This is a genomic window from Aminobacter niigataensis, assembly GCF_014200015.1.
GTDB lineage: Bacteria > Pseudomonadota > Alphaproteobacteria > Rhizobiales > Rhizobiaceae > Aminobacter > Aminobacter niigataensis.
Window position 1 is genome coordinate 101,606 of the sequence record NZ_JACHOT010000002.1, and the last position, 26,064, is coordinate 127,669.

The 26,064-nt window shown below is 64.4% G+C and carries 30 protein-coding genes; 12 read left to right on the forward strand and 18 right to left on the reverse strand.

Translation table 11 applies throughout. The features are described 5' to 3' along the window. The first annotated feature begins 62 nt into the window (after positions 1 to 62). Positions 63 to 1,604 (forward strand): MFS transporter, encoded by a 1,542-nt coding sequence (locus GGQ99_RS10255; protein WP_183262477.1) that lies wholly within the window; start codon positions 63 to 65, stop codon positions 1,602 to 1,604. A gap of 33 nt (positions 1,605 to 1,637) precedes the next feature. Here the strand turns inward: GGQ99_RS10255 and GGQ99_RS10260 are convergent, their stop codons facing one another. From GGQ99_RS10260 to GGQ99_RS10270, 3 genes are all read right to left on the reverse strand, one after another. Then, complete coding sequence (locus tag GGQ99_RS10260; protein ID WP_108606822.1) at positions 1,638 to 2,525, reverse strand: lipid kinase; 888 nt, start codon at positions 2,523 to 2,525, stop codon at positions 1,638 to 1,640. Between the two features lie 132 nt (positions 2,526 to 2,657). Further along, positions 2,658 to 3,461 (reverse strand): DUF1194 domain-containing protein, encoded by an 804-nt coding sequence (locus GGQ99_RS10265; RefSeq protein WP_183262478.1) that lies wholly within the window; start codon positions 3,459 to 3,461, stop codon positions 2,658 to 2,660. Positions 3,462 to 3,549: 88 nt separating this feature from the next. Continuing rightward, positions 3,550 to 4,317 carry a class I SAM-dependent methyltransferase gene (locus tag GGQ99_RS10270; RefSeq protein WP_108606820.1) on the reverse strand — a complete coding sequence of 256 codons (768 nt, stop codon included), beginning with the start codon at positions 4,315 to 4,317 and terminating at the stop codon, positions 3,550 to 3,552. A gap of 107 nt (positions 4,318 to 4,424) precedes the next feature. Between GGQ99_RS10270 and gloB the strand changes: the two genes are divergently transcribed. Then, a complete protein-coding gene (gloB, locus tag GGQ99_RS10275; protein WP_183262479.1) occupies positions 4,425 to 5,192 on the forward strand; it encodes a hydroxyacylglutathione hydrolase in 768 nt (255 codons plus the stop codon). A gap of 3 nt (positions 5,193 to 5,195) precedes the next feature. Further along, a complete protein-coding gene (locus GGQ99_RS10280; RefSeq protein WP_183262480.1) occupies positions 5,196 to 5,633 on the forward strand; it encodes a cupin domain-containing protein in 438 nt (145 codons plus the stop codon). On the opposite strand, the gene yddG is transcribed toward GGQ99_RS10280, so the two are convergent. Beyond that, positions 5,630 to 6,526, reverse strand: coding sequence for an aromatic amino acid exporter YddG (gene yddG / locus GGQ99_RS10285; RefSeq protein WP_108606817.1), 897 nt, complete (start codon positions 6,524 to 6,526; stop codon positions 5,630 to 5,632). The genes GGQ99_RS10280 and yddG overlap by 4 nt on opposite strands. A gap of 14 nt (positions 6,527 to 6,540) precedes the next feature. Then, positions 6,541 to 7,323, reverse strand: coding sequence for a DUF3108 domain-containing protein (locus tag GGQ99_RS10290; protein WP_108606816.1), 783 nt, complete (start codon positions 7,321 to 7,323; stop codon positions 6,541 to 6,543). Between the two features lie 254 nt (positions 7,324 to 7,577). Here GGQ99_RS10290 and rpmB point away from each other — a divergent pair, with 254 nt between their 5' ends. Further along, positions 7,578 to 7,874, forward strand: coding sequence for a 50S ribosomal protein L28 (gene rpmB, locus GGQ99_RS10295; protein ID WP_108606815.1), 297 nt, complete (start codon positions 7,578 to 7,580; stop codon positions 7,872 to 7,874). A 123-nt stretch (positions 7,875 to 7,997) separates the two neighbouring features. Continuing rightward, a complete protein-coding gene (locus tag GGQ99_RS10300) occupies positions 7,998 to 8,681 on the forward strand; it encodes a queuosine precursor transporter (protein WP_183262481.1) in 684 nt (227 codons plus the stop codon). A 6-nt stretch (positions 8,682 to 8,687) separates the two neighbouring features. Here the strand turns inward: GGQ99_RS10300 and GGQ99_RS10305 are convergent, their stop codons facing one another. Continuing rightward, a complete protein-coding gene (locus GGQ99_RS10305) occupies positions 8,688 to 9,116 on the reverse strand; it encodes an Lrp/AsnC family transcriptional regulator (RefSeq protein ID WP_183262482.1) in 429 nt (142 codons plus the stop codon). A gap of 115 nt (positions 9,117 to 9,231) precedes the next feature. Between GGQ99_RS10305 and GGQ99_RS10310 the strand changes: the two genes are divergently transcribed. Further along, positions 9,232 to 10,338, forward strand: coding sequence for a saccharopine dehydrogenase family protein (locus tag GGQ99_RS10310; protein WP_183262483.1), 1,107 nt, complete (start codon positions 9,232 to 9,234; stop codon positions 10,336 to 10,338). Positions 10,339 to 10,494: 156 nt separating this feature from the next. Here the strand turns inward: GGQ99_RS10310 and GGQ99_RS10315 are convergent, their stop codons facing one another. From GGQ99_RS10315 to GGQ99_RS10335, 5 genes are all read right to left on the reverse strand, one after another. Next, the gene (locus tag GGQ99_RS10315; protein WP_159091604.1) at positions 10,495 to 10,866 is read right to left on the reverse strand and encodes a nuclear transport factor 2 family protein; all 372 of its coding nucleotides are present in this window, start codon (positions 10,864 to 10,866) and stop codon (positions 10,495 to 10,497) included. Positions 10,867 to 10,913: 47 nt separating this feature from the next. Then, positions 10,914 to 11,933 carry an esterase-like activity of phytase family protein gene (locus GGQ99_RS10320; RefSeq protein ID WP_183262484.1) on the reverse strand — a complete coding sequence of 340 codons (1,020 nt, stop codon included), beginning with the start codon at positions 11,931 to 11,933 and terminating at the stop codon, positions 10,914 to 10,916. After that, positions 11,930 to 13,828, reverse strand: a complete 1,899-nt coding sequence (gene cobT / locus GGQ99_RS10325; protein WP_108606809.1) for a cobaltochelatase subunit CobT — start codon at positions 13,826 to 13,828, stop codon at positions 11,930 to 11,932. The genes GGQ99_RS10320 and cobT overlap by 4 nt, the downstream gene beginning before the upstream one ends. Positions 13,829 to 13,840: 12 nt before the next feature. Next, on the reverse strand, positions 13,841 to 14,827 hold the full coding sequence (cobS, locus tag GGQ99_RS10330) for a cobaltochelatase subunit CobS (protein ID WP_067957584.1): 987 nt from the start codon (positions 14,825 to 14,827) through the stop codon (positions 13,841 to 13,843). A gap of 116 nt (positions 14,828 to 14,943) precedes the next feature. Further along, positions 14,944 to 15,552: a J domain-containing protein gene (locus tag GGQ99_RS10335; RefSeq protein WP_108606808.1), complete on the reverse strand. Its 609-nt coding sequence runs from the start codon at positions 15,550 to 15,552 to the stop codon at positions 14,944 to 14,946. A gap of 140 nt (positions 15,553 to 15,692) precedes the next feature. On the opposite strand from GGQ99_RS10335, the gene GGQ99_RS10340 reads away from it, so the two are divergent. Beyond that, on the forward strand, positions 15,693 to 15,995 hold the full coding sequence (locus tag GGQ99_RS10340) for a BolA family protein (RefSeq protein WP_108606807.1): 303 nt from the start codon (positions 15,693 to 15,695) through the stop codon (positions 15,993 to 15,995). 2 nt (positions 15,996 to 15,997) lie between these two features. On the opposite strand, the gene GGQ99_RS10345 is transcribed toward GGQ99_RS10340, so the two are convergent. From GGQ99_RS10345 to GGQ99_RS10365, 5 genes are read right to left on the reverse strand one after another with little or no spacing between them, the layout of a single operon-like run. Further along, positions 15,998 to 16,399, reverse strand: coding sequence for a type II toxin-antitoxin system VapC family toxin (locus GGQ99_RS10345; RefSeq protein ID WP_183262485.1), 402 nt, complete (start codon positions 16,397 to 16,399; stop codon positions 15,998 to 16,000). Further along, positions 16,396 to 16,629 (reverse strand): type II toxin-antitoxin system Phd/YefM family antitoxin, encoded by a 234-nt coding sequence (locus GGQ99_RS10350; RefSeq protein ID WP_108606805.1) that lies wholly within the window; start codon positions 16,627 to 16,629, stop codon positions 16,396 to 16,398. Before GGQ99_RS10350 ends, GGQ99_RS10345 begins: the two co-directional genes overlap by 4 nt. A 60-nt stretch (positions 16,630 to 16,689) precedes the next feature. Next, positions 16,690 to 17,610, reverse strand: a complete 921-nt coding sequence (locus GGQ99_RS10355; protein ID WP_183262486.1) for an HlyC/CorC family transporter — start codon at positions 17,608 to 17,610, stop codon at positions 16,690 to 16,692. Beyond that, positions 17,607 to 18,722: a 3-dehydroquinate synthase gene (aroB, locus tag GGQ99_RS10360; RefSeq protein ID WP_183262487.1), complete on the reverse strand. Its 1,116-nt coding sequence runs from the start codon at positions 18,720 to 18,722 to the stop codon at positions 17,607 to 17,609. The genes GGQ99_RS10355 and aroB overlap by 4 nt, the downstream gene beginning before the upstream one ends. Further along, on the reverse strand, positions 18,719 to 19,342 hold the full coding sequence (locus tag GGQ99_RS10365) for a shikimate kinase (protein ID WP_183262488.1): 624 nt from the start codon (positions 19,340 to 19,342) through the stop codon (positions 18,719 to 18,721). Before GGQ99_RS10365 ends, aroB begins: the two co-directional genes overlap by 4 nt. Before the next feature lie 132 nt (positions 19,343 to 19,474). Between GGQ99_RS10365 and GGQ99_RS10370 the strand changes: the two genes are divergently transcribed. The 5 genes from GGQ99_RS10370 to GGQ99_RS10390 all read left to right on the forward strand — a co-directional run bounded on the left by GGQ99_RS10370 (position 19,475) and on the right by GGQ99_RS10390 (position 23,303). Next, on the forward strand, positions 19,475 to 19,624 hold the full coding sequence (locus GGQ99_RS10370; RefSeq protein ID WP_055973301.1) for a hypothetical protein: 150 nt from the start codon (positions 19,475 to 19,477) through the stop codon (positions 19,622 to 19,624). Beyond that, positions 19,621 to 20,532, forward strand: a complete 912-nt coding sequence (locus GGQ99_RS10375) for a site-specific tyrosine recombinase XerD (protein WP_183262489.1) — start codon at positions 19,621 to 19,623, stop codon at positions 20,530 to 20,532. The genes GGQ99_RS10370 and GGQ99_RS10375 overlap by 4 nt, the downstream gene beginning before the upstream one ends. A 98-nt stretch (positions 20,533 to 20,630) precedes the next feature. Beyond that, positions 20,631 to 21,581 carry an acetyl-CoA carboxylase carboxyltransferase subunit alpha gene (locus tag GGQ99_RS10380; protein WP_108606800.1) on the forward strand — a complete coding sequence of 317 codons (951 nt, stop codon included), beginning with the start codon at positions 20,631 to 20,633 and terminating at the stop codon, positions 21,579 to 21,581. Positions 21,582 to 21,804: 223 nt separating this feature from the next. After that, the gene (locus GGQ99_RS10385; protein ID WP_183262490.1) at positions 21,805 to 23,064 is read left to right on the forward strand and encodes a L,D-transpeptidase family protein; all 1,260 of its coding nucleotides are present in this window, start codon (positions 21,805 to 21,807) and stop codon (positions 23,062 to 23,064) included. A gap of 5 nt (positions 23,065 to 23,069) precedes the next feature. Further along, entirely contained in the window at positions 23,070 to 23,303 is a 234-nt protein-coding gene (locus tag GGQ99_RS10390; protein WP_108606798.1) for a sulfurtransferase TusA family protein, read from the forward strand. Between the two features lie 293 nt (positions 23,304 to 23,596). Here the strand turns inward: GGQ99_RS10390 and GGQ99_RS10395 are convergent, their stop codons facing one another. Beyond that, the gene (locus GGQ99_RS10395; RefSeq protein WP_183262491.1) at positions 23,597 to 24,706 is read right to left on the reverse strand and encodes a GTP-binding protein; all 1,110 of its coding nucleotides are present in this window, start codon (positions 24,704 to 24,706) and stop codon (positions 23,597 to 23,599) included. After that, positions 24,703 to 25,854, reverse strand: coding sequence for a D-alanyl-D-alanine carboxypeptidase family protein (locus tag GGQ99_RS10400; RefSeq protein ID WP_183262492.1), 1,152 nt, complete (start codon positions 25,852 to 25,854; stop codon positions 24,703 to 24,705). Before GGQ99_RS10400 ends, GGQ99_RS10395 begins: the two co-directional genes overlap by 4 nt. Positions 25,855 to 26,064 lie beyond the last annotated feature (210 nt).

A 26,064-nucleotide genomic window follows, 5' to 3' on the forward strand; every position in this document is an offset into this window, starting at 1 on the left:
TGGAACGCTCAAAGCAACAGTACGGCAGTGCCCATCGCACCTGCCTGCAGCAGAGGTGCCAGATGAACCAAGCAAGCAGAAACTACATAGCGCTCGGCGCAGTCTGTCTGGCCTCGCTGATGTTCGGCCTCGAAATTTCCAGCGTGCCGGTGATCCTGCCGACACTCGAACATGTGCTGCAGGCCGACTTCAAGGACATGCAGTGGATCATGAATGCCTACACCATCGCCTGCACGACGGTGCTGATGGCCACCGGCACGCTTGCCGACCGCTTCGGGCGCCGGCTTGTCTTTGCCATTACCGTCATTGCGTTCGGCGTAACGTCGCTGATGTGCGGCATTGCACCCAACACCGAAGTGCTGATCATTGGCCGGTTCCTGCAGGGCATGGCTGGCGGAGCGATGTTCATCTGCTCGATCGCCATCCTCTCCAACCAGTTCGACGATGCCAAGGCGCGCGGCAATGCCTTCGCCATCTGGGGCGTGATCGCCGGTATCGGCCTGGGCTTCGGACCGATCATCGGCGGCATGATCGTCGCCCTGTCGGCCTGGCAGTGGGTCTTCCTGGTCCACGCGCCGCTGGCGCTGCTGTGCCTGGGGCTGACCTTCAGCGGCGTGGAAGAATCGCGCGACCCGCAGGCCAGGAAGCTCGACCTGCTCGGCATCGCCACGCTGAGCGCCACGGTCCTCGGCCTGACCTTCTACATCACCCAGAGCGCCGATCTTGGCTTCCTGAGCCCGACCGCCATCGGTATCGCAGCCGCAACGCTGGTAGGCCTGGTCGCCTTTGTCGCTGTCGAGCGGCTGCATCCCCATCCGATGTTCGATTTCTCGGTGTTCAGAATCCGCGATTTCTCCGGCGCCATCGTCGGTTGCATCGGCATGAACTTCAGCTACTGGCCGTTCATGGTCTATCTGCCGATCTACTTCACCGTCGGCCTTGGCTACGACAGCACCGCGACCGGACTGGCACTGCTCGCCTACACCGTGCCCTTCCTAGTGATGCCGCCGGTGGCCCAGTATCTGCTCCTGCGCACCAGCGCCCGCACCGTCATCCCGCTCGGCCTGTTCACCATCGGCCTCGGCTTCATCGGCATGTGGGTGGGCAGCCGCATCGACGGCGCAAGCGGCCTGGCCGTGCTGCCCGGCGCGTTGATTGCCGGCATCGGCCTCGGCCTGACGACGACCCCCGCCACCAACATGACCACCGGCTCGGTGCCGGCCAGCCGTGCCGGCATGGCCTCGGGCATAGACACCAGCGCAAGGTTGATCGCGCTCGCCGTCAACATTGCCGTGATGGGCTTCGTGCTGGTCGAGGGCATCCTCTCGGGGCTGAGAAGCGCCCTGCCCGCAGTTGACGACACCGGCCAACTGAGGATGCTTGCCGAGCGTATCGCCGCCGGCGGCGCGACGCCTTCGCTCGAGGGCTCGCAAGGCGCGCTTGAAGTGCCGGCCGATGTCGTCCACGCCGCACTGGTCAATGGCTTCGGCTGGGTGATGCTTTATAGCGGCATCGGCGTGTGGGTCCTTGCGGCGATCAGCTTCGCGCTGTTCGGGGCCGGCAAGTCGGCTGACGTGACGAAGGCCGAGACGTCGGCAATCTGACGCTCAAGGGCCGGGCCCTTTTGGCGCCCGGCCTTATCCCTTCGGCGCGAACACGCGAACCGACTTCGGCCGGATGCGGAAATGCGCCGGGGTCCAGGTGACCAGTTCGCCGTCGGTGTTGACCGGACGCGGCCGCTTGGTGCGGATGGTCACCTCGGTGGTCTTGAAGGCGCGGACGTCGTCCCACTGGCCTTGGGTGCCCTTGCGCAGGCTGGGCAGCAGGCGCAGCAGCCGCCACCAGTGGTCGACCTCGAGGCTGTAGAGGTCGAGCCAGCCGTCGTCGGCCGTCGCCGTCTCCTCGACCGTCATGCCGCCGCCATAGTGGCGGCCATTGCCGACCGAGACCTGCATGGTGTGGATTTCTTCGGTCGTGTCGTCATGGTCGACATAGGCAGTGAACAGCCGCGAGCGCATCAACAGCCGCGCCGCGACGATGCCGTAACCGAGCGTGCCCCAGCGCTTCTTGGCGTGCTCGGTGAGTTCGCCCGCCAGTTCGGCGCTGAAGCCGATACTGGCAACGTTGAAGAACAGATGGCCATTGACCTCGCCGAGATCGACCGTCGTCTCATGACCGGCGGCGATGACTTCGGCAGCCTTCACCGGATCGGTCGGGATGCCCATAGTACGGGCGAAATCGTTGGCAGTGCCCAGCGGCAGCACGCCGAGCGCCAGGCCGCAATAGGCAAGGCCGGAGGCCGCATTGTTCAACGTGCCGTCGCCGCCGCCGACGATCGCCATGTCGAAATGGTCGGCATGGCGCGAAATCAGCTCGGAGGCGTTCTCATCCTTGCTGGTCGTCATTTCCTCGATGTCGATGCCGGCATCGACAAGCACCTGACGGGCAGCATCTATGGAGCCGCCACCGCGTCGGGCGCGCGGATTGACGATCAGCATCGCGCGCTTGCCCTTGGAATGTTGCACGGCGCGTTTCTGGTGGATGACGTCGGTCAGGAGGGCATTCCCTGTTGTTGTCGAAAGGCAGGTCTGTCCCGCGTCATCTAGGAAGCAAACCGTACTATTTTAAGATGCACCCCCTAAATCAGGAGGGATAACCTACCGGTCGAGTTGGGGAAAATAGGGATCGGAATAGATCCGCCGGTCGCGCTCGCCGGCCATGCAGTCAACCGGAGCGGCCGCATCGATCCTGACGACCGGCGACAGGTCGGTATTGCCGCTGACCTCGAGCACCAGCTTGCGCCGGATGGCCATCGCGAACTCCGCCGCGGCACGGATCGGCAAGACGAACGAGCCCGGCCCGCCTGTGACGCATTCGGCATAATAGCGATCGAGCTCAGCGGCCGTGCGCGACGGCCGGATCAGGATCGGCAGGCCGTTGATGACGATGCCCTGCGCCACCGCGGCGTCGCGGGCCCGGACCACCGGTGAGCCGAAATTGTTCGGCCCGTCGCCCGAAATGTCGATGACGCGGCGAAAGCCCTCGGCGGCGTTGCGGTCGAACAGGGCCGCGCCATAGGTGACGGCGCCAGAGATCGAGGTGCCGCGAAAGCCGGTGAACGGCCGCGCCTCCAGTTTGGCCGCGAATGCGGCAGCACTCGCAGCACTGTCGATGACCTCCCAGGGTACGACCGACTCCTCGCGGACGGTGCCGGCCCATTCGAAATAGGTGATGGCGACACGGCCGTTCTGGCCGGACAGAACCGCATCGACGAAATCGGGATGGCGCAACGCTTCGACATAGCCGGCACGCTGGACCGTGAACTCCTCCAGGTCCATCGAGCGCGACACGTCGACGGCCAGCACCAGTTCGACATCGACAGACAAGCCCGCCACAGGCACGACCAGGGGCTTGGGCAATTCGCAGCCCAGGCACAAGACGATCGCCAGCGCTTCCAGCATCGACGGACACCCCTGTCGGCCGCTGGAGTGTCGCGGCAATGGCGCCGGAATGGAAGTGCCCCGGCTTCACCCCTTCGTGAGGTGAAGCTCAGCCGCCACGCTCGTCGCCGCGCCGCAAGGCAGGAAAGCCGCGCGTGGCGCCGCTGGGCGACAGCACCGGCATGAACACGCGGCGCGAGGCGCGCTGCGCCACCGGGATGCCCTGGTAGACGCGCTTTTGCGCCTCGACCACGATGACGCCTGAGAAGATCGGCCACAGGCGACGACCGGCGCGTTCGAACAGGTGGTCGAACTTCATCATCCACTTGCGCCGCGACGGCGGGAAATGCAGCGCGTCCGACCACGCCGACACGGTGAAATTGGCTTCGCGCAGAAGCTCGTTGAGCTGACCGGAGGAGAACGGCCGGCCGGTCCCGAACGGCGTGTGCTCGAAACGGGCCCAGACGCCGCGCCGGTTGGGCACGACGATGACGATGCGCCCGGCCGGCGACAGCACGCGCCAGATCTCCTTCAGCGTCTCGCGCGGGCTCTCGGCATGTTCGAGCGAATGGACGAGCAGCACCCGGTCGATGGAGGAATCGACAAGCGGCAGTTCCTCGTCGAAGACAAGCGCCGTCGACGACGGGCCATTCGCCGGCCACACGACCGCGCCCTGCGTTGCCGGCATGAAGGCGAAGACCCGCTCGGCATCGCTGCCGAAGCGGTCGAGCCAGGGCAGCGTGTAGCCGAGCCCGACCAGCCGCTCGTTGGGTAGGCCTGCCCACACCGACGACAACCCCATGGTGATCGACTGCTCGGCCAGGCGGCCGAGCGGTGTCGAGTAGAACGAGCGAAGGTCGACGATGTCGGAATTCATCACCGGAACGTAGACGCGCGCACGGCCGACTTCAACGACCCCGCCCCAATTGGGGTGACAGCGCCTGACGCGCGCCCTATCGTTCCCGCCAGAAGTGGAGTTTTGCGATGCCGGTCGAGATCAGACTTTTCATGTGCCGCACCGACAATTTCGGGGCGCTGTTGCACGACCGCGAGAGCGGCGAGACGGCGATCGTCGACGCGCCGGAGGAGGCACCGATCCTTTCGGCGATCGAACACAGCGGCTGGACGCCGTCGATGATCCTGACGACCCATCATCACGCAGACCATGTCGAAGCCAATCTGGCGCTCAAGCAGCGCTACAAGCTGCGTATCGTCGGCCCGGAGGCCGAGCGCGACAAAATTCCCGGCATTGACGACACGGTCGAGCAAGGTTCGGTGATTCCCTTCGGCAATGAGACCATCGAGGTCATCGAGACGCCCGGCCACACCGCCGGCCATGTCTGCTACCACCTGCCGAAGTCGAAGATCGCCTTCACGGCCGACACGCTGTTTGCGCTCGGCTGCGGCCGGCTGTTTGAGCGCCCGGCGCCGGTCATGTTCGAATCACTGAAGAAGCTCGCCGCCCTGCCCGCTGAGACCGTGGTCTATTGCGGGCATGAGTACACGCTGTCCAACGCCCGCTTCGCCCTGACCATCGACCCGGACAATGCTGCGTTGCGGGCCCGCGCCGAAAAGATCGAGGCGCTGCGGGCCGACGGCAAGCCGACGCTGCCGACGACCATCGGCGAGGAACTGGCCACCAACCCGTTCCTGCGCTGGGCCGATCCTGGTGTGCGCAAACATCTCGGCATGGAAAAAGCCAGCGACGTCGACATCTTCGCCGAGATCCGCAGGCGCAAGGACAATTTCTGAGCGATGCTGGCCGCCGAGATCATCGCCAGCCTCGGCATGCGCCGCCATCCCGAGGGCGGCTGGTATGTCGAGACCTTTCGCGACAATCCCGAGGGCGGGCCGCAGGGTGCGCGCGGCCACTCGACGGCAATCTACTTCCTGCTGGAAAATGGCGACGTCTCGCACTGGCACCGGGTCAGGGATGCCGCCGAGATATGGCACTATCATGCCGGCGCACCGATCGAGCTCAGGCTGCATCGGGAGGGCGGCGGAACCGTCGCCCAGACGCTCGGCATCAACCTTGCGGCAGGAGAACGCCCGCAATGCGTCGTGCCTGCGGGCTGGTGGCAGACCGCGCGTTGCCTCGGCGACTGGACGCTGCTCGGCTGCACGGTCTCGCCCGGCTTCGATTTCGCCCAGTTCGAACTGGCCGAACCCGGCTGGGAGCCCAAGCCGGACTAAGCCCCTACCCCGTCTGCTGCCGTCCCCTTGCGCCCGCCGAAAATCAGCGATTTGGCTGCCAGCACCGCACCGCCGGTGATGAGCACGCAAGCCGCCAGGATGCGCAAGCTTGGCTCGGCGAAGCCGGCTGCGATCAGCACCAGCGTCGACAATAGCGGCGCGGCATAGCTCGCCGCCCCCAACACCTGAATGTTGCCGCGCTTGACGCCGATATCCCAGGCATAGAAGGCCGCACCGACCGGCATCAGGCCAAGGCCGAGCACTGCAAGCCACTGGCCGGCATTGGCCGGCAGCACGGTCTCTTCCAGCGCCAGATGGCAGACAAGCGACAGCACCGACGTTGCCAGGCAGAACCAGGTGACGATTGTCGTCGGCACCGACGGGAAGCGGCGCGACAGCAGCGAATAGCCCGACCACAGGAAGGCGCAGGCGAAAGCCATGGCATAGCCGAAGCTGTATTGCGCGTCGAAGGCTAGCCCGCCGCCCTTGGTGACGATCAGGAAGGTGCCGGCAAGGCCGAGCAGCGCGCCGGCGATGTGGTTCCAGCGCAACCGCTCGCCTGGCATCAAGGCCGAGCCCAGCACGATGAACAGCGGCCAGAGATAGGCGATCAGGCTGGCCTCGACCGCCGGCGCGTTGCGCAGCGCCGTGAAGTAGAAGAAATGGTAGCCGAACAGCCCGGCAATGCCGATCACCCAGACCTGCGGCGGAATTCTCTCGGCCTTCTCAGGCTTGGCCATGAACAGTCGTGCCACGAGGCCGACGCAGGTGCCGATGGCAAAGGTGATGGCCGAAAGCAGGAACGGCGGCACCGAGCCCGAAGCGTCGGTCAGCAGCGCCAGCAGTGCCCACATGGCGACTGCCGAAAATCCGATCAAAGTCGCGCGCCCCACTTACCCCTCCCGGTCTAATCGGTCGCTTCGAACCGCCGTGCCTTCACCGTGATCGTGCCGATCTCCGTGCTGACGGTGGCGTAGATGGGCGCATATACCCCGGTTTCGCCGAGCGGCGCAAACGTCACCATGATGCGGCTGCGGTCACGCAGGAAGGTCAGCGCCTTCTTGTCGGTGCGGTAGCCCGAGACCGGCTGGAAACCCATGCGGCAGGTGACCGTGTCGCCGGAGAAACCCTTGACCGACATCTTCTTGCGCGAAACCTCGGTCAGCCTGAGGTCGGCACGCAACTCGCCATCGTACATCTTGACCGTCCGGCCGCAGACCTTGTCGAGGCCGGGGGCACGGATGATCGTTGCGGCAATCGGATCGGCAACGGCGCGAAGGTCGCCCGCTCCGAGCGGAATCCAGGTCTTGCCGCGTTTCCTGGGCGGCGGCACGACCTCGCTGCGGCTGACTTGATCGCCGGAGAAGCGGACATCGACGAGCGAGTTGACCTTGCCCGAGACATAGTCGGCACGGAAGGCGCGCGGGCGGGTGCGGCCTTCGCCAAAGCTGCCGCGCGACGAGATCGTGCCGCGGGTGTCGTCGAAGAATGCAGCAAGTCCGGCGCTGGAGACCTTGCCCGTCACTTCGTAGGAATCGCCATCGTAGCGGCTGTCGAAGGTGGCCTTGGCAACCGGAATGCCGAGGAAGGACAGCGAATAGTCGCCGCTGAAGGATTTGGCCGCCGCCGGCGATTGCGAGGGCAGCATGGCGAGAGCGAAAGCAAGCAGGATAGGCGAAAGGCGCGGCATTGTAGGGAACACCTCATCGTCAGCGGAAGCTGACTTCCGGCTGTTCGTGTCCCTTGCAATCGGTTATAGAACCAATTCCGGCCATTCTGTGGAGTTGGGGACAACGCCCCGAAACCACCGGGACGCTTGACGCGTCAGCCAAATACACCTATGGAACGCCAACTTTTTCCATGAGGCCGCCTGACTGAGACCGCGCGCCATCCTTAATCGGTGCGTTATCGTCGCTTGGTCCGCCAGAACTGAAGGTAAGTAACATGTCCCGCGCTTGCGAACTCACCGGCAAAGCCGTCATGACCGGCAACAATGTGAGCCACGCCAACAACAAGACCCGTCGTCGCTTCCTGCCGAACCTGGTCAACGTCACGCTCATCTCCGAGACGCTGAACCAGAACGTGCGCCTGCGCATTTCGGCCAACGCCCTGCGTTCGGTCGAGCATCGCGGTGGCCTCGACGCCTTCCTGATCAAGGCTGACGCCGAAGAGCTGTCGCAGCGCGCGCGCCTGCTCAAGAAGCAGATCGCCAAGAAGACCGCCGAGCAGGCTGCAGCCTAATCGACGAATCAAGGCGGGGGACGACCGCCTGGAGCCTCTGCGCGCCGCAAGGACGATAGAGGCTCCGACCAAATCCGCCCGGGCGACGCCCGTACCGCTGGTTCCATTACCCAGGATAAAAAAATGAACTCCGGTTCAAAATATCTGCCTTTCGTGGCGGCCATGGCGCTTGTCGTCGTCGCTTCCAATATTCTCGTCCAGTTCCCGATGCAGGGACAGGTCGGATCGCTCGCGCTTGCCGACATCCTGACCTGGGGCGCCTTCACCTATCCCTTCTCGTTCCTGGTCACCGACCTCGCCAATCGCCGCTACGGGCCGAAGCTGGCGCGGCGGATCGTCTTCGTCGGTTTCATGATCGCGGTGATCTGCTCGATCGTCATTCCGCCGGTCCTGTTCCGCTACGGACTCATTCCGTTCGACACTGCCGCCGATCGCCTGGCCCGCATCGCGGTGGCCTCCGGCACCGCCTTCCTGACCGCTCAGCTGCTCGACGTCACCGTGTTCAACTGGCTGCGCCGGCAGAGCTGGTGGCGCGCACCGATCTTCGGCACGCTGGTCGGCTCGGTGTTCGACACGGCGATCTTCTTCGGCGTCGCCTTCGCCGCAGCCTTCGCCTTCCTCGGCCCCGAGGACGCCTTCGCGATCGAACCGGCACCGCTGTTCGGCATCATGGCCACCGAAGCCCCTCGCTGGGTTTCCTGGGCGCTTGGCGACCTGATCGTGAAGCTGTTGATCGCCGTCTTCGCGCTGATCCCCTACCGGCTGATCGCCACGCGCTGGAGCCAACCTGCGCTGGCCGCCCACTAGACAGCCCTATCTGTCGATTCGCGTCGACAGGATGATCGACGACAGGGTGCGTTCGACGCCGTCGAGCGCACCGATACGGTCGATCAGCGTATCGAGGTCCTGCACCGACGGGGCCTCCACCACCACGATCATGTCGAAGTTGCCGCTGACCGAGTGCAGCGTGCGCACCTCGGGAATGCGGCGCAGCACCGACTCCACTGCAGCCGACACCTTGGGCAGGGCCGTGACCAGGATGTGGGCGCGGACGAGATTCTTCTCGTAGTCCGCCGACAGCTTGACGCTGTAGCCCGATATCACCCCGCGCTGTTCCAGCCGCTCGATGCGGCTTTGCACCGTCGTCCGCGACACCCCGAGCTTGCGTGCCAGTTCGGCGGTCGAGGCGCGGGCATTTTCGCGCAGCAGGGCAATCAAGGCGCGATCGGCATCGTTCGTCATTTCAACAAATCTCTTCGGCGAATAGCTCAAATCATATCGGCTTTTCGGCAATATCGATACTGCCTTTCGACAGCAGGCAGGCATAGAATCCGCGCGAAATCCATTTGCAGGGGACATGACCATGAAACAGATCGTTGTCGTAGGCGCAGGCAAGATCGGCTCGACCATCGCCGACATGTTGGCTGAAACGGGCGATTACCAGGTAACCGTGGTCGACCGCTCGCAGGCGGCCCTCGATTCGCTCGAAACCGGCAACCCCGTCGAGACGCTGAAGGTCGAGATCTCGGAAGCCGGCGCGCTCGACGCCGTTCTGGCCGGCAAGTTCGCCGTGCTTTCGGCGGCCCCCTTCCACCTCACCACGCGCATCGCCGAGGCCGCCGCCAAGGCCGGCGTGCACTATCTCGACCTGACCGAGGACGTCGCCTCGACCCGCATCGTCAGGGAACTGGCCGTCACCGCCAAGAGCGCCTTCATCCCGCAATGCGGCCTGGCGCCAGGCTTCATCTCGATCGTCGCCAACGACCTTGCCAAGCGCTTCGACACGCTGGAAAGCGTGCGCATGCGCGTCGGCGCCCTGCCGCAGTACCCCTCCAATGCGCTCAACTACAACCTGACCTGGAGCACCGACGGCGTCATCAACGAATATTGCGAGCCCTGCGAGGCGATCGTTGAAGGCTCGCTCGTCGAAGTGCCGCCGCTCGAGGAGCGCGAGGAGTTCTCGCTCGACGGCATCACCTATGAGGCGTTCAACACCTCGGGCGGTCTCGGCACGCTGTGCGAGACCTACAAGGGCAAGGTGCGCACGCTGAACTACCGCACCATCCGCTATCCCGGCCACGCCGCGATCATGAAGGCGCTGCTCAACGACCTCGGCCTGCGCCACCGCCGCGACGTACTCAAGGACATCCTGGAGAACTCGCTTCCGGCCACAATGCAGGACGTGGTGGTGATCTTCGTCACCGTCAGCGGCCGCAAGGGCGGTCGCCTGCTGCAGGAGAGCTATGCCAACAAGATCTACAGCCGCCAGATGGGCAAGGTGACGCGCAGCGCCATCCAGATTACCACTGCGTCAGGCATCTGCTCGGTGCTCGACATGCTCGCTTCCGGCGCGCTGCCGCAGCAAGGCTTCATCCGCCAGGAAGACATCGCACTCGACGCTTTCCTGGCCAACCGCTTCGGCCACAACTACGCCCAGGCAGGCACCGCGCACCTGGCGGCCTGATCCGCCGGTCGCCTCACGGAGAGGATGCTCCGGAGGCCAAGAATTATGGGCAGCGAGGGGTTGGGGGACCCCTCGCTTTTTTTTGCATTTCGCGTGGGGTTCAGCGGGAGCGCGGGCCTGGGCAGACGCGGCTCCCTCTTTCTCCAGCGACCGACATCAGATCGGCATCATCGGCCCGAAAAAGCCGACGATACGCTCGATACGCTCACCGTCTGGCGTCAGGAAGGCGACATCGATCCCTTCGGGCAGCGGTGTGCCGTCAGCCTCGACGACACGCCATCCGAAACGTGCGATGCAGTGGTGAAGGTCGACCGCGCTCGTACGGACGATCACCGCGCCGGGGCGGCCAGCCCTAATGTTTGCGATATGGGCCAGCAGTTCGTCTGCGCCGACAGCGTCGGCACGCGGGTCGGTGTATGTCGCCCCCTCGGCCCAGACAGCTTCGAGCGACGCCTTGCGCCGCACCGGGTCGGGTTCGTTCCAGACCGCGCAGTAGCGGTCAATGAGGCTGGTGGCATCGGACGACATGGCCGGCTCCTGCATCGCAAGCATCGACCATAGCGAAAAATCGCCGGTCAATCGCCGTGCAGGATGAATTCCAGGTAGAGATTGCGCTGCAGGATCGAGTGGTTGTCGTCGGAGATCAGCGACACCATCAGCGCGCCGTCGCTGCGCTGCCAGACGTCGAGTCCTTCCATATTGTCGATCTGGTAGCCCATGTTGGCTTCCAGCAGCACCTGGCCGTCGGCAACCTGGCCCTTGGCAATGCTGGCGGAAGCGATGCGCCTGAGCCGCATCTTGACCCCTGAGGCCATCGAGAAGCTGCGCTCCAGCAGCAACAGGTCGCCGCCGGGCAGGAAGGCACCATCGGTGATGTCGAACTCGCCGTCGCGCTTGACGGTGAAGATGCCCTTCTGTGGTCCCTCGATGATGGCGGCAAAGATGTTGCCGGCCGGATCGAGGCTCTTTTCCGACACCACCACCAGCCCGCCCTTCTCGGCGGAATAGGCCACGGTCTCGAAGCCGCGGTTCTGGCGCAGTTCGTTGCGCGGTACCAGGAAGTCGAGTTCGCGCAACGCCGGCTTCATGTTGGCGGGGTCGATGCGGAACTGGGCGATACGGTGGGTACGCTCGAAGCCGACGGTGGCGATGCCGTCCCTGACGGCGAGCCCTTCGGCATCGGCCATCCACTTCTTTTCGATGGCATTGCCCGAGGCGTCGACCATCTGGACCATGCTGAAATTCTCGACGCCCGCAGGCCGCAACGCGGCGTCGCGGGAAATCCGGCCGAAGAACCAGAAACCGGTGTCGGCGACGCCGATGAAGTCGCTTCCCGGCTTGAGGAAGCGGAACGCCGACAGCGCGCCGAGATTGCGCGAAGACGAGGTCAGTTCGAGGCCGCCGACGAACTCCAGCGGGCCGAACATCTTCTCGTCGAGGCCGATCTGGAACCGGGCGATCGGGCGCGCGGAAATCTCGATGCGTTCGATGGCGGGTTGCTCGGCCCGCGATGAGGCGGTGAGCGACGTGCAAAGGGCAAGCGCCGCCACAGCAGCGCAAGCAATGTGCCGCAGGCGGGCCGCGGACAGGATCATCCGGCGCGCCGGAAGCCGCCGCGGCGGTTCTCGCGGGCGCTCTCCTCGCCAAACAGCGATGCAAGCTGCTCGGTCATCGCGCCTGCCAGTTCTTCGGCGTCGACGATGGTGACGGCACGACGATAGTAGCGCGTGACGTCGTGGCCGATGCCGATGGCCAGAAGCTCGACCGGCGAGCGCGTCTCGATCAGGTCGATGACCGCGCGCAGGTGGCGCTCGAGATAGTTGCCGGGGTTGACCGACAGCGTCGAGTCGTCGACCGGGGCGCCGTCCGAGATCATCATCAGGATCTTGCGCTGCTCGGGCCGCGCGATCAGGCGCTGGTGCGCCCACAGCAGCGCCTCGCCGTCGATGTTTTCCTTGAGCAGGCCTTCGCGCATCATCAGGCCGAGATTGCGCCGCGAACGCCGCCAGGGCGCGTCGGCGCTCTTGTAGATGATGTGGCGCAGGTCGTTGAGGCGGCCGGGATTTGGCGGCTTGCCGTCCTTCAGCCATTTCTCGCGCGCCTGCCCACCCTTCCACGCACGCGTGGTGAAGCCGAGGATCTCCACCGAGACGCCGCAGCGTTCCAGCGTGCGCGCCAGGATGTCGGCGCAGGTGGCGGCAACCGTGATCGGACGGCCGCGCATCGAGCCGGAATTGTCGAGCACCAGCGTGACGACGGTGTCGCGGAACTTGGTGTCGCGCTCCTGCTTGAACGACAGCGGCTGCATCGGGTCGATGACGACGCGCACGAGGCGGGCCGGATCGAGGTAGCCCTCTTCCAGGTCGAAGTCCCAGGAACGGTTCTGCTGCGCCATCAGGCGGCGCTGCAGGCGGTTGGCCAGACGGCCGACCACGCCCGACAGGTTGGCGAGCTGCTTGTCGAGGAAGGCGCGCAGACGATCGAGTTCGTCCTCGTCGCACAGTTCTTCGGCACCCACCGTCTCGTCGAAGGCGTTGGTGAAGACCTTGTAGTCGATCTCCCTCGGCAAGTTGGCGAAGGGATTGTCCTGGCGGCGCGCCTCGCCCGGCGTCTCCGAATCGACATCGTCGTCGTCGGACATGTCGTCGGATGTGGCGTCGGACGCCTCCATCTCGCCTGACGGCTCCTCTTCGGCAGAGGATTCGGCCTCATCGGACTGCGATTGGTCGGCGCCGGAATCGTCCTCGCCGCCGTCCTCGCTCTGCTCCTCGCCTTGCGGCTGATCGTCGTCCTGGTCCTCGTTGTCCTCGGTTTCCTGGTCGTCGCCGTATTCCTCGGCCATTTCCAGCGAAGCGAGCATGTGGCGGACCATACGGGCGAAGGCCTGCTGGTCTTCAAGGCTGCCGAGCAGCCCCTCGAAATCCCCGCCGGCCTTGTCCTCGACCCATGAGCGCCAGAGCTCGACCATGCGCTCGCCGCTCTTGGGAACGGGCTGGCCGGTCAATTTCTCGCGCACCATCAGCGCCAAGGCTTCCTCGAGCGGCGCTTCGGACTGTTCGGTGACCTCGGCCAGATTGGCCTTGGCGTATTTGTCCTCGAGCATCGAGGTGATGTTCTGGGCGACGCCGGCCATGGCACGGCTGCCGATCGCCTCGACGCGGGCCTGTTCGACGGCGTCGAAGACGGCGCGGGCCTGCTTGCCCTCGGGCGCAAGGCGGGCGTGGATGCGGGTGTCGTGACAGGCGCGCTTGAGCGCCATGGAATCGCCGAGTCCGCGGGTGACGGCAATGTCGCTGGCCGAAGCCTTCTTGGGCAGTTCCGGCAGGCGGGCGCGATTGCCGGCAAGTGCCGGCCGCTCCTTGGCGAATGCCACTTCGAGCTCGTTGTCGCCCGAAATGGCGCGCATGGAGACGGTCACGGCACGCTTGAAGCTGTCAGCTTCCGAGCCCGTCTTCGATTTGTTGCGCGTGTTGTCGCCCGGCCCCGCCATCTGAGCCTGTTCTTATCCCAGCACGACGTTGGCGGCTGATTCGGGCAGGTCCTCGCCGAAGGCGCGCTGGTAGAACTCGGCAACGACGGAGCGTTCGAGTTCGTCGCACTTGTTGAGGAAGGTCAGCCGGAACGCCATGCCGACATCGCCGAAGATCTCGGCGTTCTCAGCCCAGGTGATGACGGTACGCGGGCTCATCACGGTCGACAGGTCGCCGTTGATGAAGGCCGAACGCGTCATGTCGGCAACGCGGACCATCTTGTTGACGATCTCCTTGCCCTTGGCGTCGCGGTAATGCTTGGCCTTGGCAATGACGATGTTCACTTCGTTGTCGTGCGGCAGGTAGTTCAGCGTCGTCACGATCGACCAGCGGTCCATCTGTGCCTGGTTGATCTGCTGCGTGCCGTGATAGAGGCCGGTCGTGTCGCCGAGACCGACGGTGTTGGCGGTGGCGAACAGGCGGAACGCGGGGTGCGGACGGATGACGCGGCTCTGGTCGAGCAGGGTCAGGCGGCCCGACGATTCGAGCACGCGCTGGATGACGAACATCACGTCCGGACGGCCGGCATCGTACTCGTCGAAGCACAGCGCGACATTGTGCTGGTAGGCCCAGGGCAGGATGCCGTCCTTGAACTCGGTGACCTGCATGCCTTCCTTGACGACGATGGCGTCCTTGCCGACGAGATCGATGCGGCTGACATGGCTGTCGAGATTGACGCGGACCATCGGCCAGTTGAGGCGGGCTGCGACCTGCTCGATGTGGGTCGACTTGCCGGTGCCGTGATAGCCCGACACCATGACGCGGCGGTTGTAGGCAAAGCCGGCGAGGATCGCCATCGTCGTCGCCTTGTCGAACAGATAGTCCGGATCGATGTCCGGCACATGCTCCGACGACGCCGAATAGGCCGGCACGACCATCTTCGAATCGAAGCCGAAGGTGTCTTTCACTGACACTGTCGTGTCCGGCAGGTTGGTGATGTCGCGATCGACCTTGTTCATAGCGTCTCCACGCGCGAAGCCTCAGCTACGCCGGCAATCGAAAATTTCTTCGGGGGCGGTCTTAAAGCCTTTTCCGACCAGATGAAAGTTGGAAAAAGGCCGCGGCCGCGGCTGGCTCAACACAATCCCGCTTGCTTGAGCACGCGATATGCCTGGAGCACATCCCTGAAGCGGTCCTCCGAACCCCGATCGCCGCCATTGGCGTCGGGATGGTGGCGTTTCACCAGTTCCTTGTAGCGCGCCTTGATGTCGGCGCCGGTGGCTTTCGAATCCAGCCCAAGCGTCTCCAGCGCCTTGGCCTCGAGGGGCTTGGCCTTGCGCTGTCGCGGCGCGCCGGCAGTGCCGAACATGTTGTGCGGATCGCGCATGCGGTTGTGGTAGCCGGCGCGGCCCGAGCGCTGCTGGGCGAAGTCGGGCGCCGAACGCGCCGCACTGTTGGAACCCATGGTCCAGGTCGGCCTGTGGCCCGTCATCGCCTCCTTCTGGAAGCGCGCGATCTCACCGTCGGCGAGGCCGGAGAAATAATTGAAGCCCTTGTTGTACTCGCGCACGTGGTCGAAGCAGAACTGGAAATACTCGCCTTCCTTCATGCGGCCGACTGGCGCCTTGTGCGTGCCGGGCTGCTTGCAGCCGTCCCACTGGCAGGCCGGGGCGCGCGACTTCACCTCCGCTTCCGGATCGGGCCGGACGCGGATCTTGTCGAAATATTTCGGATACGGCTTCATCTAATGGTATTTACCGCCTCTTGGCGCGGCGAAACAAGAATTGACATTTCGAGGATGTTGGCCCTAACGCCTGATTTGCGGCTCAATTGCGCCCGATGGCGCGAATGCCGCAGCGACACATGTGGTGAAAGGCGAAACCGATGTCCATACAGGCGACCATCGAAGACAAGCTGAACAAGGCATTTTCGCCGGAACGGCTCGTCGTCCTCAACGAAAGCCACCTGCACGCCGGCCATCACCATGTCGACGGCGGCCATGAAGCGGTGTTCGACGGCTCCGGCGAGACGCACTTCCGCATCCGCATCGTCGCACCCGGCTTCGCCGGCATGAACCGTATCGACCGCCACCGCGCGGTCAACGAGGCGCTCTCCGCCGAACTCAAGGCCGGCCTGCATGCGCTGGCGATCGAGCCGGCGGCACCGGGCGAACAGACGCGCTGGTAGGACTACCAGACGGTTACGACATGCGGGTAGCGCGTTATCTTGCTATCCGCGGTAACCAGCGGGGCAGCAAGTTCACGCGCCAGCGCCACGATCATCCGATCCGCCGGATCCGCGTGGAATTCACCGGGCAACATGACGCTATTCACCGCTACCCTGTTGTCGACAGGGATGAAGCGAAAACCTTCAATTTCACTGACGACATCCAGCCAGTGCGACACATCCATGGACAGTTCGAGTTTGCCTTTTGAAACCAGCATGGCGATCTCCCATGCGGAAATCGCCGAGGCCACTACGCCTTCATGGTCGTTCAATGCGCTTTCAATGGCTTGCCGCGCCGCGGCAGACAGCCTGGATGCATCGCTGCCAGCCCACCAGACGAGGGCGTGAGTGTCCAGGACGATCATTTCAGGGCGTCCCAGTCCGCCACGCCAACTGGTTCAAAAGGATTGTCATAGCGCTGCACCGACCCCTTCAGAAGATCGAGCGGATTGCGGTGTTTTCGATCAAGTCGTCGGATTTCAAGCTTCGGCTCACCGTGATCAGTGACGATCAGTGGCTCGCCGGTCGCTTCGATTTCACGAAACAACTCCAGCGCCTTTGCCTTGAACTGAGATTTTGACACGCGGACAACCATCAACGTACCTCCTGCACACCTACAAGATAGTGCAGAAATGACTATGGTCAATGACTATGGTCAACGAGGCGTTTGCGTCGCCGGTTGCGGCTCCACCACTGCCGGCCTGATCCTGATCCGCGCCAGCCGGTTCTTGTCGCGCTTCATGACGATGAAGCGCTTGCCGTGGAAGGTAAATGCCTGCTTTTCCTCGGGGATCGACTGGGTCTCGTGAATGACAAGCCCGGCGATCGTCGTCGCCTCGTCGTCGGGCAGGTGCCAGTCGAGCGCACGGTTGAGGTCGCGAATCGGCACCGTGCCGTCGACCACCACGGAGCCGTCGGCCTCCTGCTTGACGCCCTGGACGTCGATGTCATGCTCGTCGGCGATCTCGCCGACGATCTCCTCGATGATGTCTTCGAGCGTCACCAGCCCTTCGACCTCGCCATATTCGTCGACGACGATGGCGAAATGCGCCTTTCGGCGCAAAAAGGCGTTGAGTTGCTCCTGAAGTGTCGTCGTGTCAGGCACGAACCAGGGTTTGGATGCGACTTTCGGCACGTCGACCCTGCTGTAATCGCCCTCGACGTCGTTCAGGGCACGCAGCAGATCCTTGGCGTGAACGACGCCGACGATGTTGTCGAGCGAGCCGCGCCACAGCGGCATCCGCGTATATGGGCTCTGCAGGATCTCGCGGACCAGCGCCTCGGATGCGATGTCCGCATTGACCGACCGCATGGCGGTGCGGTGGACCATGACGTCGGAGACTTCGAGCTCGTGCAGGTCGAGCAGGCCACCGACCTGGTCGCGGTCCTGCTTCACCACCTGGCCGTCGCGGTGGAATTCGTCGACGGCGCCGCGCAGCTCGTCATGGGCGGAACGCTGGGGCGACAGTGCGATCAGCTCGTAACCGAGGGACGCGAGCAAGCGGTCGCGGAATACCATGATGGCAAGCATCAGCCCCCCAAGAACTGCCGCGGCGATCCAGCCTGCTTCGCTCATCCCGGGTGATTCTCCTTGAGGAAGGAGATCACTTCGGAGGCTGGCACGTCCTTGGCGATGAAGGACTGGCCGATGCCGCGCGTCAGGATGAAGGTCAACGCGCCGCGCGACACCTTCTTGTCCTGGGTGATGAAGTTGAACAGCGCATCGGCGTCGGGCAGGCTGCCCGGGATGTCGGCCATGCGCCACGGCAGGCCGACGTCGCGAAGATGCGCCTCGACGCGCGCCGCATCGTCCGGGCTCGCGAGGTTGAGGCGAGCCGAGAAGCGATGCGCCAGCGCCATGCCGATGGCGACGCCCTCGCCATGGACGAGCCGCGCGCCGTCATAAGCGGTCGCGGCTTCGAGCGCGTGGCCGAATGTGTGGCCCAGATTGAGCAGCGCACGGTCGCCGGTCTCGAACTCGTCGCGGGCGACGACATCGGCCTTGGCGCGGCAGGATTGGGCGATGGCCTCGATGCGAGCCGGGCCGCCGGAGAAGACCTCCTGCCAGTTGCTTTCCAACCAGGCGAAGAAGTCCGGCCTGTCGATCAGGCCGTATTTGGCGACTTCGGCATAACCGGCGCGGAATTCGCGCAGCGGCAGCGTGTCGAGGGCGGCGGTATCGGCCAGCACCAGCTTCGGCTGATGGAAGACGCCGATCAGGTTCTTGCCGCGCAGGCTGTTGATGCCGGTCTTGCCGCCGACCGACGAATCGACCTGTGCCAGAAGCGAGGTCGGCATCTGGACGAAATTCATGCCGCGGCGGACGATGCCGGCCGCGAAGCCGGTGAGATCGCCGATGACGCCGCCGCCGAGCGCGATCACCGCGTCGCCGCGTTCGAGGCGGGCGGCGATGATCTGGTCGACCACGGTTTCCAGAGAATCGAAGCTTTTCGTCTTTTCGCCCGCTGGGAGCTTGATCACGGCAGGCGGATTGCCGCCAGCGGTGAGGCTTTCGACCAACGGCCCGAGATGGGCAGCGGCGACGTTTTCGTCAGTGACGATGGCCGTGCGCGCCTTTGGCAAGCGTTTCTGGATCAGCTCCGCGCCACGCGCAATCAGGCCCGGGCCGATCAGGATGTCATAGGCGCGGTCGCCAAGCCCGACTTCGACTGTGACGGTGCCTGTCATTCGTGATCCTCCGAGACTTCCGATACGTGTATGCTGCCGGGCACGCCGAGATGGTTGCAAAGCGCTTCGATGACCTCGCTGGCGATCGCTTCCTTGCGGTCGTCGCGCGTCGCCACTGCGAGATCGGCAAGTGCATAGACCGGGTAGCGCTCGTCCATCAGCTTGGCCAGCACGGCGCGTGGGTCGGCGTTCTGCAGCAGCGGCCGGTTCTGCTTCTTGGAAACGCGCTCCATCAGCAGGTCGAGATCGGCCTTGAGCCAGACCGAGACGCCGTGCGCGGCAATGGCCGAACGCGTCTGCGCATTCATGAAGGCGCCGCCGCCGGTCGACAGCACCTGCGGGCCGCTTTCCAGCACCCGGCCGATGACGCGCTGCTCGAGCGCGCGAAACTCGGCTTCGCCGTAGCGTTCGAACAGCTCGGGGATCGTCATCCGCGACACGCTTTCGATCTCGTGGTCGCTGTCGATGAAGCGGAGACCGAGCACCTGGGAGACCTTGCGGCCGATGGCGGTCTTGCCCGCGCCCATCAGACCGACAAAGACGATCGAGCGCGTGCCGAGCCGTTCAAGCAGGGCAGTTGTCGAACCGTCCGGAAATGGAGTCTGCTCGTCGGGTGTCATGGCGTCCCTTTCGCCGGCGTATCGACATGAAAAGCCCCGTTGCGTCAAGCGCAGGGCGCCAAGAGCACCCTTGAATTGCAGGGAACGGCGTCCCATAAGGGCACAGGATAGGACAGACGGGCAAACACATCGATGCCGACACTTTTCCGGTTCCTTGTCACGCTCGCCGTTCTGGCGGGCATCGGCTACGGCGCGATGTTTGCGCTGGTGATGTTCGTCGAGCCCAAGAAGGCCGAAATCACCATCCGCATTCCGCCGGAAAAGCTCGCGCCAAAGCAATGAAAAGCGGCGCGCGCATCGAAGCTTTTCTCGAAATGATGAGCGCCGAGCGCGGTGCCGCCGACAACACCCTGGCCAGCTACCGCCGCGACCTCGAAGACGCCTCCGAACATCTCGGCGGCCGCCTGGCCGACGCAGACGCCGCCGGCATTCGCGGCTATCTCGACGACATCGCCGGCCGCGGCTTCGCCACCACCTCGCAGGCCCGCAAGCTGTCGGCGCTCAGGCAGTTCTTCCGCTTCCTCTATGCCGAAGGGCTGCGCGGTGACGACCCCACCGGCATCCTCGACAGCCCGAAGAAGGACCGGCCGCTGCCCAAGACGATGAGCGAGGGCGAGACCGGACGATTGCTCGACCGCGCGGCGGCGGAAGCGAAAGCTGCCACCGGCAACGAAATGGCGAGCGCAACGCGGATGCACGCGCTGGTCGAAGTGCTTTATGCCTCCGGCCTGCGGGTGTCGGAACTTGTCAGCCTTCCGCTGACCGTGGCGCTACGCGACGAACGCTTCTTCGTGGTGCGCGGCAAGGGCGACAAGGACCGCATGGTGCCGCTGTCGGCCAAGGCACGCGAGGCTATGCGGCGTTGGCTGGAAGAACGGAATCGCGATCCGAAACTAGTGGAAAGCCTGTTCCTGTTTCCGGCGGCGTCGGACAGCGGCCACATGCCCCGCCAGGTTTTTGCCCGCGATCTCAAGGCGCTGGCCGCGCGCGCCGGCATCGCCTCGGCAAAAATATCGCCGCACGTGCTGCGCCACGCCTTCGCCAGCCACCTGCTGCAGAATGGCGCCGACCTGCGCGCTGTGCAGCAATTGCTTGGCCATTCCGACATCTCGACCACGCAAATCTACACGCATGTGCTCGAAGAAAGGCTGTTGAAACTGGTCAACGAACATCACCCGCTTGCCGATTAAGGTCCATATCGCTATGTGAGTGCCACGTTCCACTGGCGCGGCGCCGCATTTTTCGTGCCCCGGTGCCTATTCTTTTCAGCGTGGTAGTCCGCTCGCCAATGTACAATTACCTCGATTTCGAAAAACCGGTCCAAGATCTCGAAGGCAAGATCCTCGAGCTCAAGAAACTCGCCGAGAACGGCGAGGCCGTCGATGTTGGCGACGAGATCAAGCGGCTGGAGAAGCGCTCGCGCGATGCGCTGCGCGACGCCTACAAGGCGCTGACCCCGTGGCAGAAGGTCCAGGTCGCGCGCCATCCCGACCGCCCGCATTGCCTCGACTACGTCAGGGCCCTGTTCACCGATTTCACCACTCTCGCCGGCGACCGCAATTTCGGCGAGGACGCCGCCATGGTCGGCGGATTTGCCCGCTTCCGCGGCGAACCGGTTCTGGTTCTGGGCCAGGAGAAGGGTTCCGACACCAAGAGCCGCCTCAAGCACAATTTCGGCTCGGTCCGCCCCGAAGGCTACCGCAAGTCCGTGCGCCTGATGGAAATGGCCGACCGTTTCAAAATTCCTGTCGTCATGCTGGTCGACACGGCAGGCGCCTATCCCGGTGTCGGCGCCGAGGAGCGCGGCCAGGCCGAAGCCATTGCGCGCTCGACCTCGGCCTGCCTCGGCCTCAAGGTGCCGTCGATCGCCGTCGTCATCGGCGAAGGCGGTTCGGGCGGTGCGATCGCCATCGCCACTGCCAACCGCGTCTTCATGCTCGAACACGCGATCTATTCGGTGATCTCGCCGGAAGGCGCGGCTTCCATCCTGTGGCGCGACACGACGCGCTCCAAGGATGCGGCGACCAACATGAAGATCACCGCGCAGGATCTGCTCGGCCTCAAGATCATCGACCAGATCATCGACGAACCGCTTGGCGGCGCGCACCGCAATGCCGAGGCGGTGATTTCGGCCACCGGCGACCTGATCGCCAAGACGTTCAGCGAATTTGCCGGCTCGAACATCGATTTCCGCGAGCACCGCCGCGAGAAATACCTGGCCATCGGCCGCAGCCTCTGATTGCGTAAACTGTGGCCCGAATGGGCCACATCACCGTTTCGCCACAAAATTGCCGCCTCGCCGAGTTCAATGAACTTGCCGTGATTTTGCGCGCGTGGGACGGGCCAGGAACTTGCGGTAAGGATTTTTCAAGGTTAACGACCCTAAGGTCGAAGCAGTATCAGGACGGGCCGGCCGAAGGCGTGAATGCGCTGTGGCCGCAAATGAGACGACATTAGCAACGATGATCGCCAATATCGCACGTGCCGGATTGCTTCTCGCCGCTATCGCAGTGGCAGGCTGTTCGGAATCCTCCGTTACGGACTTCGTTCCGCAGCATGCCAACCGGCAGCTGCCGCCCAAGATCCTGGCCGAAATGAAGGCCAAGGGCATGAGCCGCAGCTCGCCCGTGCTGGCGCGCGTGTTCAAGGAAGAAGGCAAGCTGGAAGTCTGGAAACAGAAGACCAACGGCCGCTACGACCTGATCGCCGCCTACGACATCTGCAAGATCTCCGGCAAGCTCGGCCCGAAGTTCACCGAGGGCGACCGCCAGTCGCCGGAGGGGTTCTATACCGTACGTCCGGGGCAGATGAACCCGAACTCCAGCTATCACCTCGCCTTCAACATCGGCTATCCCAATACCTATGACCGCGCCAACGGCCGTACCGGCTCGAACCTGATGGTTCACGGCGCCTGCTCGTCGTCCGGCTGCTTCTCGATGACCGATGCGCAGATCGAGGAAATCTATGCCTTCGCGCGCGATGCGTTCAAGGGCGGCCAGACCGAGTTCCAAGTGCAGTCCTATCCGTTCCGGATGACCGCCGCCAACATGGCGCGCTATCGCAGCGACCCGAACTACCAGTTCTGGGCGATGCTCAAGGAAGGCTACGACCACTTCGAGATCACCAAGGTGCCGCCGAAGGTCGACGTCTGCGAAAAGCGCTACATCTTCAATCGCATTCCCGAGGGCGGCGCCACTTTCAACCCGACCGGCGCATGCCCTGCCTACACCCAGCCGCAGGCGCTGCAGACGGCCTATCAGTCCTACAAGACCAAGTATGACAGCGCCTTTGCCAGCGCCAGCGGCGGCGAGGCGCCCAAGCCGACCATCGCCGGCATCAAGGAAGCGGCCATCGTCTCGGACTGGACCAAGAAGCGGGCCCGCGGCGAGCGCGTGCCGATCGAGCCGCCATCCCTGAACCACGACGGCACAGTGACCGTCACCGACCGCATGGGCCGCATCGACTCGGCCGAAGGCCGCCGCATGGCAGCGCTTGACGCCGCCGAAGCCGCCAAGAAAAGAGCTGCCGAGGAAAAGGTCGCTGCCGCAGCTGCAGCCAAGGCCGCCAAGCTGGCCGCCCAGCAGCCGGTGGTAACGGCGACCGTGCCGTCCCCCGAGCCCGTGGCAACCGAAGCACCCGCGCAGGCAGCCCAGGCAGCCCCCGCCGAAGAGGGCGGCGCCGCCAAGCTCAAGAAGAGATTGCTCGGCATGTTCGGCAGCTGAACGGCGTGAGCGAAACCGCCGACATCTACGATCTCAGGGGACTCAATTGCCCCCTGCCCGTGCTGAAGGCCAAGCGGCGCCTAGCCGACATGGCCGTCGGCAGCCAGCTCTGGCTCGAAACCACCGACCCGCTCGCAGTCATCGACATTCCCGCCTTCTGCCAGGACGCCGGGCACAGGCTTGTCGAGACGAAAGCCGTCGAAGGCGGCCATCGCTTCCTGATCGAACGGGCCGGCTGAGCTTCAGGCACTTGCAGTGCCTCCTTCGAGGCTCGCCCGCCAAGGGAATTACTGGCTCTGCCACAGCATTGCGGGCTCGTTCCTCAGGATGAGGACCGCGTAGACCCAGCCAGCCCTACTCCAGAGATGCTAAGCGCTTTGTGAATCCGCTGCAGTTGGATCAACCGCCGGTGCATGAACAAACGCAACGGTCCTCATCCTGAGGTGCGAGCCCACTATGGCATTGAAAAGATGGGAGCAAATGCCGGCGGGCGAGCTCAAAGGAAGCACGCCGCAGCCGATAGACCCGGATCCTACCGGCCGGCGATGGCCAGCGGGTTGTTTTCCATCGCCTCGCGGTCGGGCGTGTCGATCGCCGGCTTGTTGACGAAGGCCGCAAACAGCCGCTCGACATAATCCTGCGGCAAGTCGATGCCGATCAGCACCAGCCGGGTGCCGCGAACCTCATCCGGCCAAGCCGGCAGGCGTGCCGGCGGATGCAGCATCTTCTGCACGCCATGGATGACCAGCGGCCGCAACGGATCCTCGGCCAGCTCGACGATGCCCTTGATACGCAAAAGCTTGTCGCCCTGGGTCGACAGCAGCAGGTCGAGGAACATCTCGACCGTCGAAAACGGCAGCGCGCCGGCATGGACCAGCGAAAACGACCCGACGCGGGCATCATGGCGATGCGCGTGGTCGTGATGATGGTGATGATCGTCGCCGCCGTGGTGATGGTGGTCGCCGTCCGCCGCCTCGCCGAGCCAGCGACGCACGTCGGCGGTCTTGGTTGTGGGATCGTAAAGCCCGCATTGCAGCAGGCGAGCCACGGCAGCACCTTCCACTTCGCGGATTTCGGCACCCGGATTGATGCGGGTGAGCCGCGCCTTGAGCGCGTCGAGCCAGTCGGCGTCGTCGACAAGGTCGGACTTGGTAAGCACGATGCGATCGGCGACCGCCACCTGCTTGACCGCCTCGACATGGGCGTCGAGCGTCATCGAGCCGTTGACCGCGTCGACGAGTGAGATGACGCCGTCGAGCCGGAAGGCATGGATCAGCGCCGGATGGCCCATGATCGACTGCAGCACCGGCACCGGATCGGCAAGCCCGGTGGTTTCGATCACCACGCGTGCAAGACGCTGGATGCGTCCGGTCTGCAGGCGGTCGACCAGATCGGCCAGCGTATCGACCAGTTCGCCGCGCACGGTGCAGCACAGGCAACCGTCGGACAGCTCGATGATGCCGTCCGAAGCCTTTTCGACCAGCAGGTGGTCGATCGCGACATCGCCGAACTCATTGATGATGACGGCCGTGTCGGCAAGCTCCGGGTCTTTCAGCAGCCGGTTAAGCAGCGTTGTCTTGCCGGCGCCGAGAAAGCCGGTCAGCACCGATACGGGGATAGGAAAGGCCGCCTGCTGGCTCACGACCGGGCCTGGACGTTGCCGGAAACGAGCGGCGCGGCACCTGTGGGCGCCGGCATGTCGGGACGCCAGGTCGGCAGCGGCACGTCGGCATAGTCGACAAGGTCGCGCCCGCCGAGCGCCTTGGGCTTCGGCCCGGTGGCGCCGCCCAGACTAACCGTCACCCAGTTCCGCGGGCGCGTCATTTCGGGAATGATCGAGACCTTTTCGGGCGCTGCACCCGCTTCCGTCGGCACGGGTCCGTCGGAGGCCACATGCTTGGATTTTTTCGAGCAGACCTCTTCGCGCATGTTGGTCGCCACGTCGCGGTTGTCGCCATAGGGCGTCAGTCCGGTGACACTCACCGAACTTCCGGAACGGCTGAAGCCGTTCTGCAGCAGCTTGGCGGCTTCTTCGGCACGGTCGTCGGGCGAGGTCGCGCCCAGAACGATCGCGGCGAGCGTCCTGCCGTCGCGGTTGGCCGAAGCGACCAGGTTGAAGCCGGATTCGCAGACGAAGCCGGTCTTCATGCCGTCGGTGCCCGGAAAGCGTCCGACCAGCGGATTGAAATTCTTGAGCTTCGCCTTGCCGGCGATGATGCCTTCGATATCGAAATAGGAGGCATATTGCGGATACTCGAGACGGATTGCCCGCACCAGGATCGCGAGGTCGCGCGCGGTCGTGTACTGGTCGGGATCATGCAGGCCGTTGGCGTTGACCCAGTGGCTGCCCGACATGCCCAGGCGCTGCGCCTCGGCGTTCATGCGCGCCGCAAAGGCCTCGGTCGTGCCGCCGACATTCTCGCCGATGGCAGCCGCGACGTCGTTGGCCGACTTGACCATGATGATCTTCAGCGCGTTGTCGAGGGTCAGCACCGAGCCGGGCTTGTAACCCATCTTGGCCGGCGGGAAGGCCGCCGCTTTCTTGCTGATCCGGATCGGCGAGTTGAGCGCCAGTTCGCCCGCCTGGACCGCTCGGAACGTGGTGTAGGCGGTCATCAGCTTGGTCAGCGACGCCGGATGCCAGCGCTGAAACGCGTCCTGATGCTCGATCACGGCGCCCGAATTGACATCGAAAAGCATCGCCGGATTGGCGGCAGCCGGGACGGCGCCCAGCGCGGTTGCGGCCGCAAGACCGAGGAGCATGCTTTTGACGAACTGCATCTTCATCATCAAATCCGAAATCGCCTCTTGCCGACCATAGCCGGCCGTCCATAAGATTTCCGTAAACCGGGATGGCAACGCGCTGGCCGGTACCAAAGACCATGGCCACGGCGTCGCCGCTGCTGCTAAATAACGTATGTGACGCCAAGATGGCAGAGCTTGCGCGATCACAATTGCGAATCCGGACCCCTGGTCCAACAAACAGGAAGTCGAGACCAA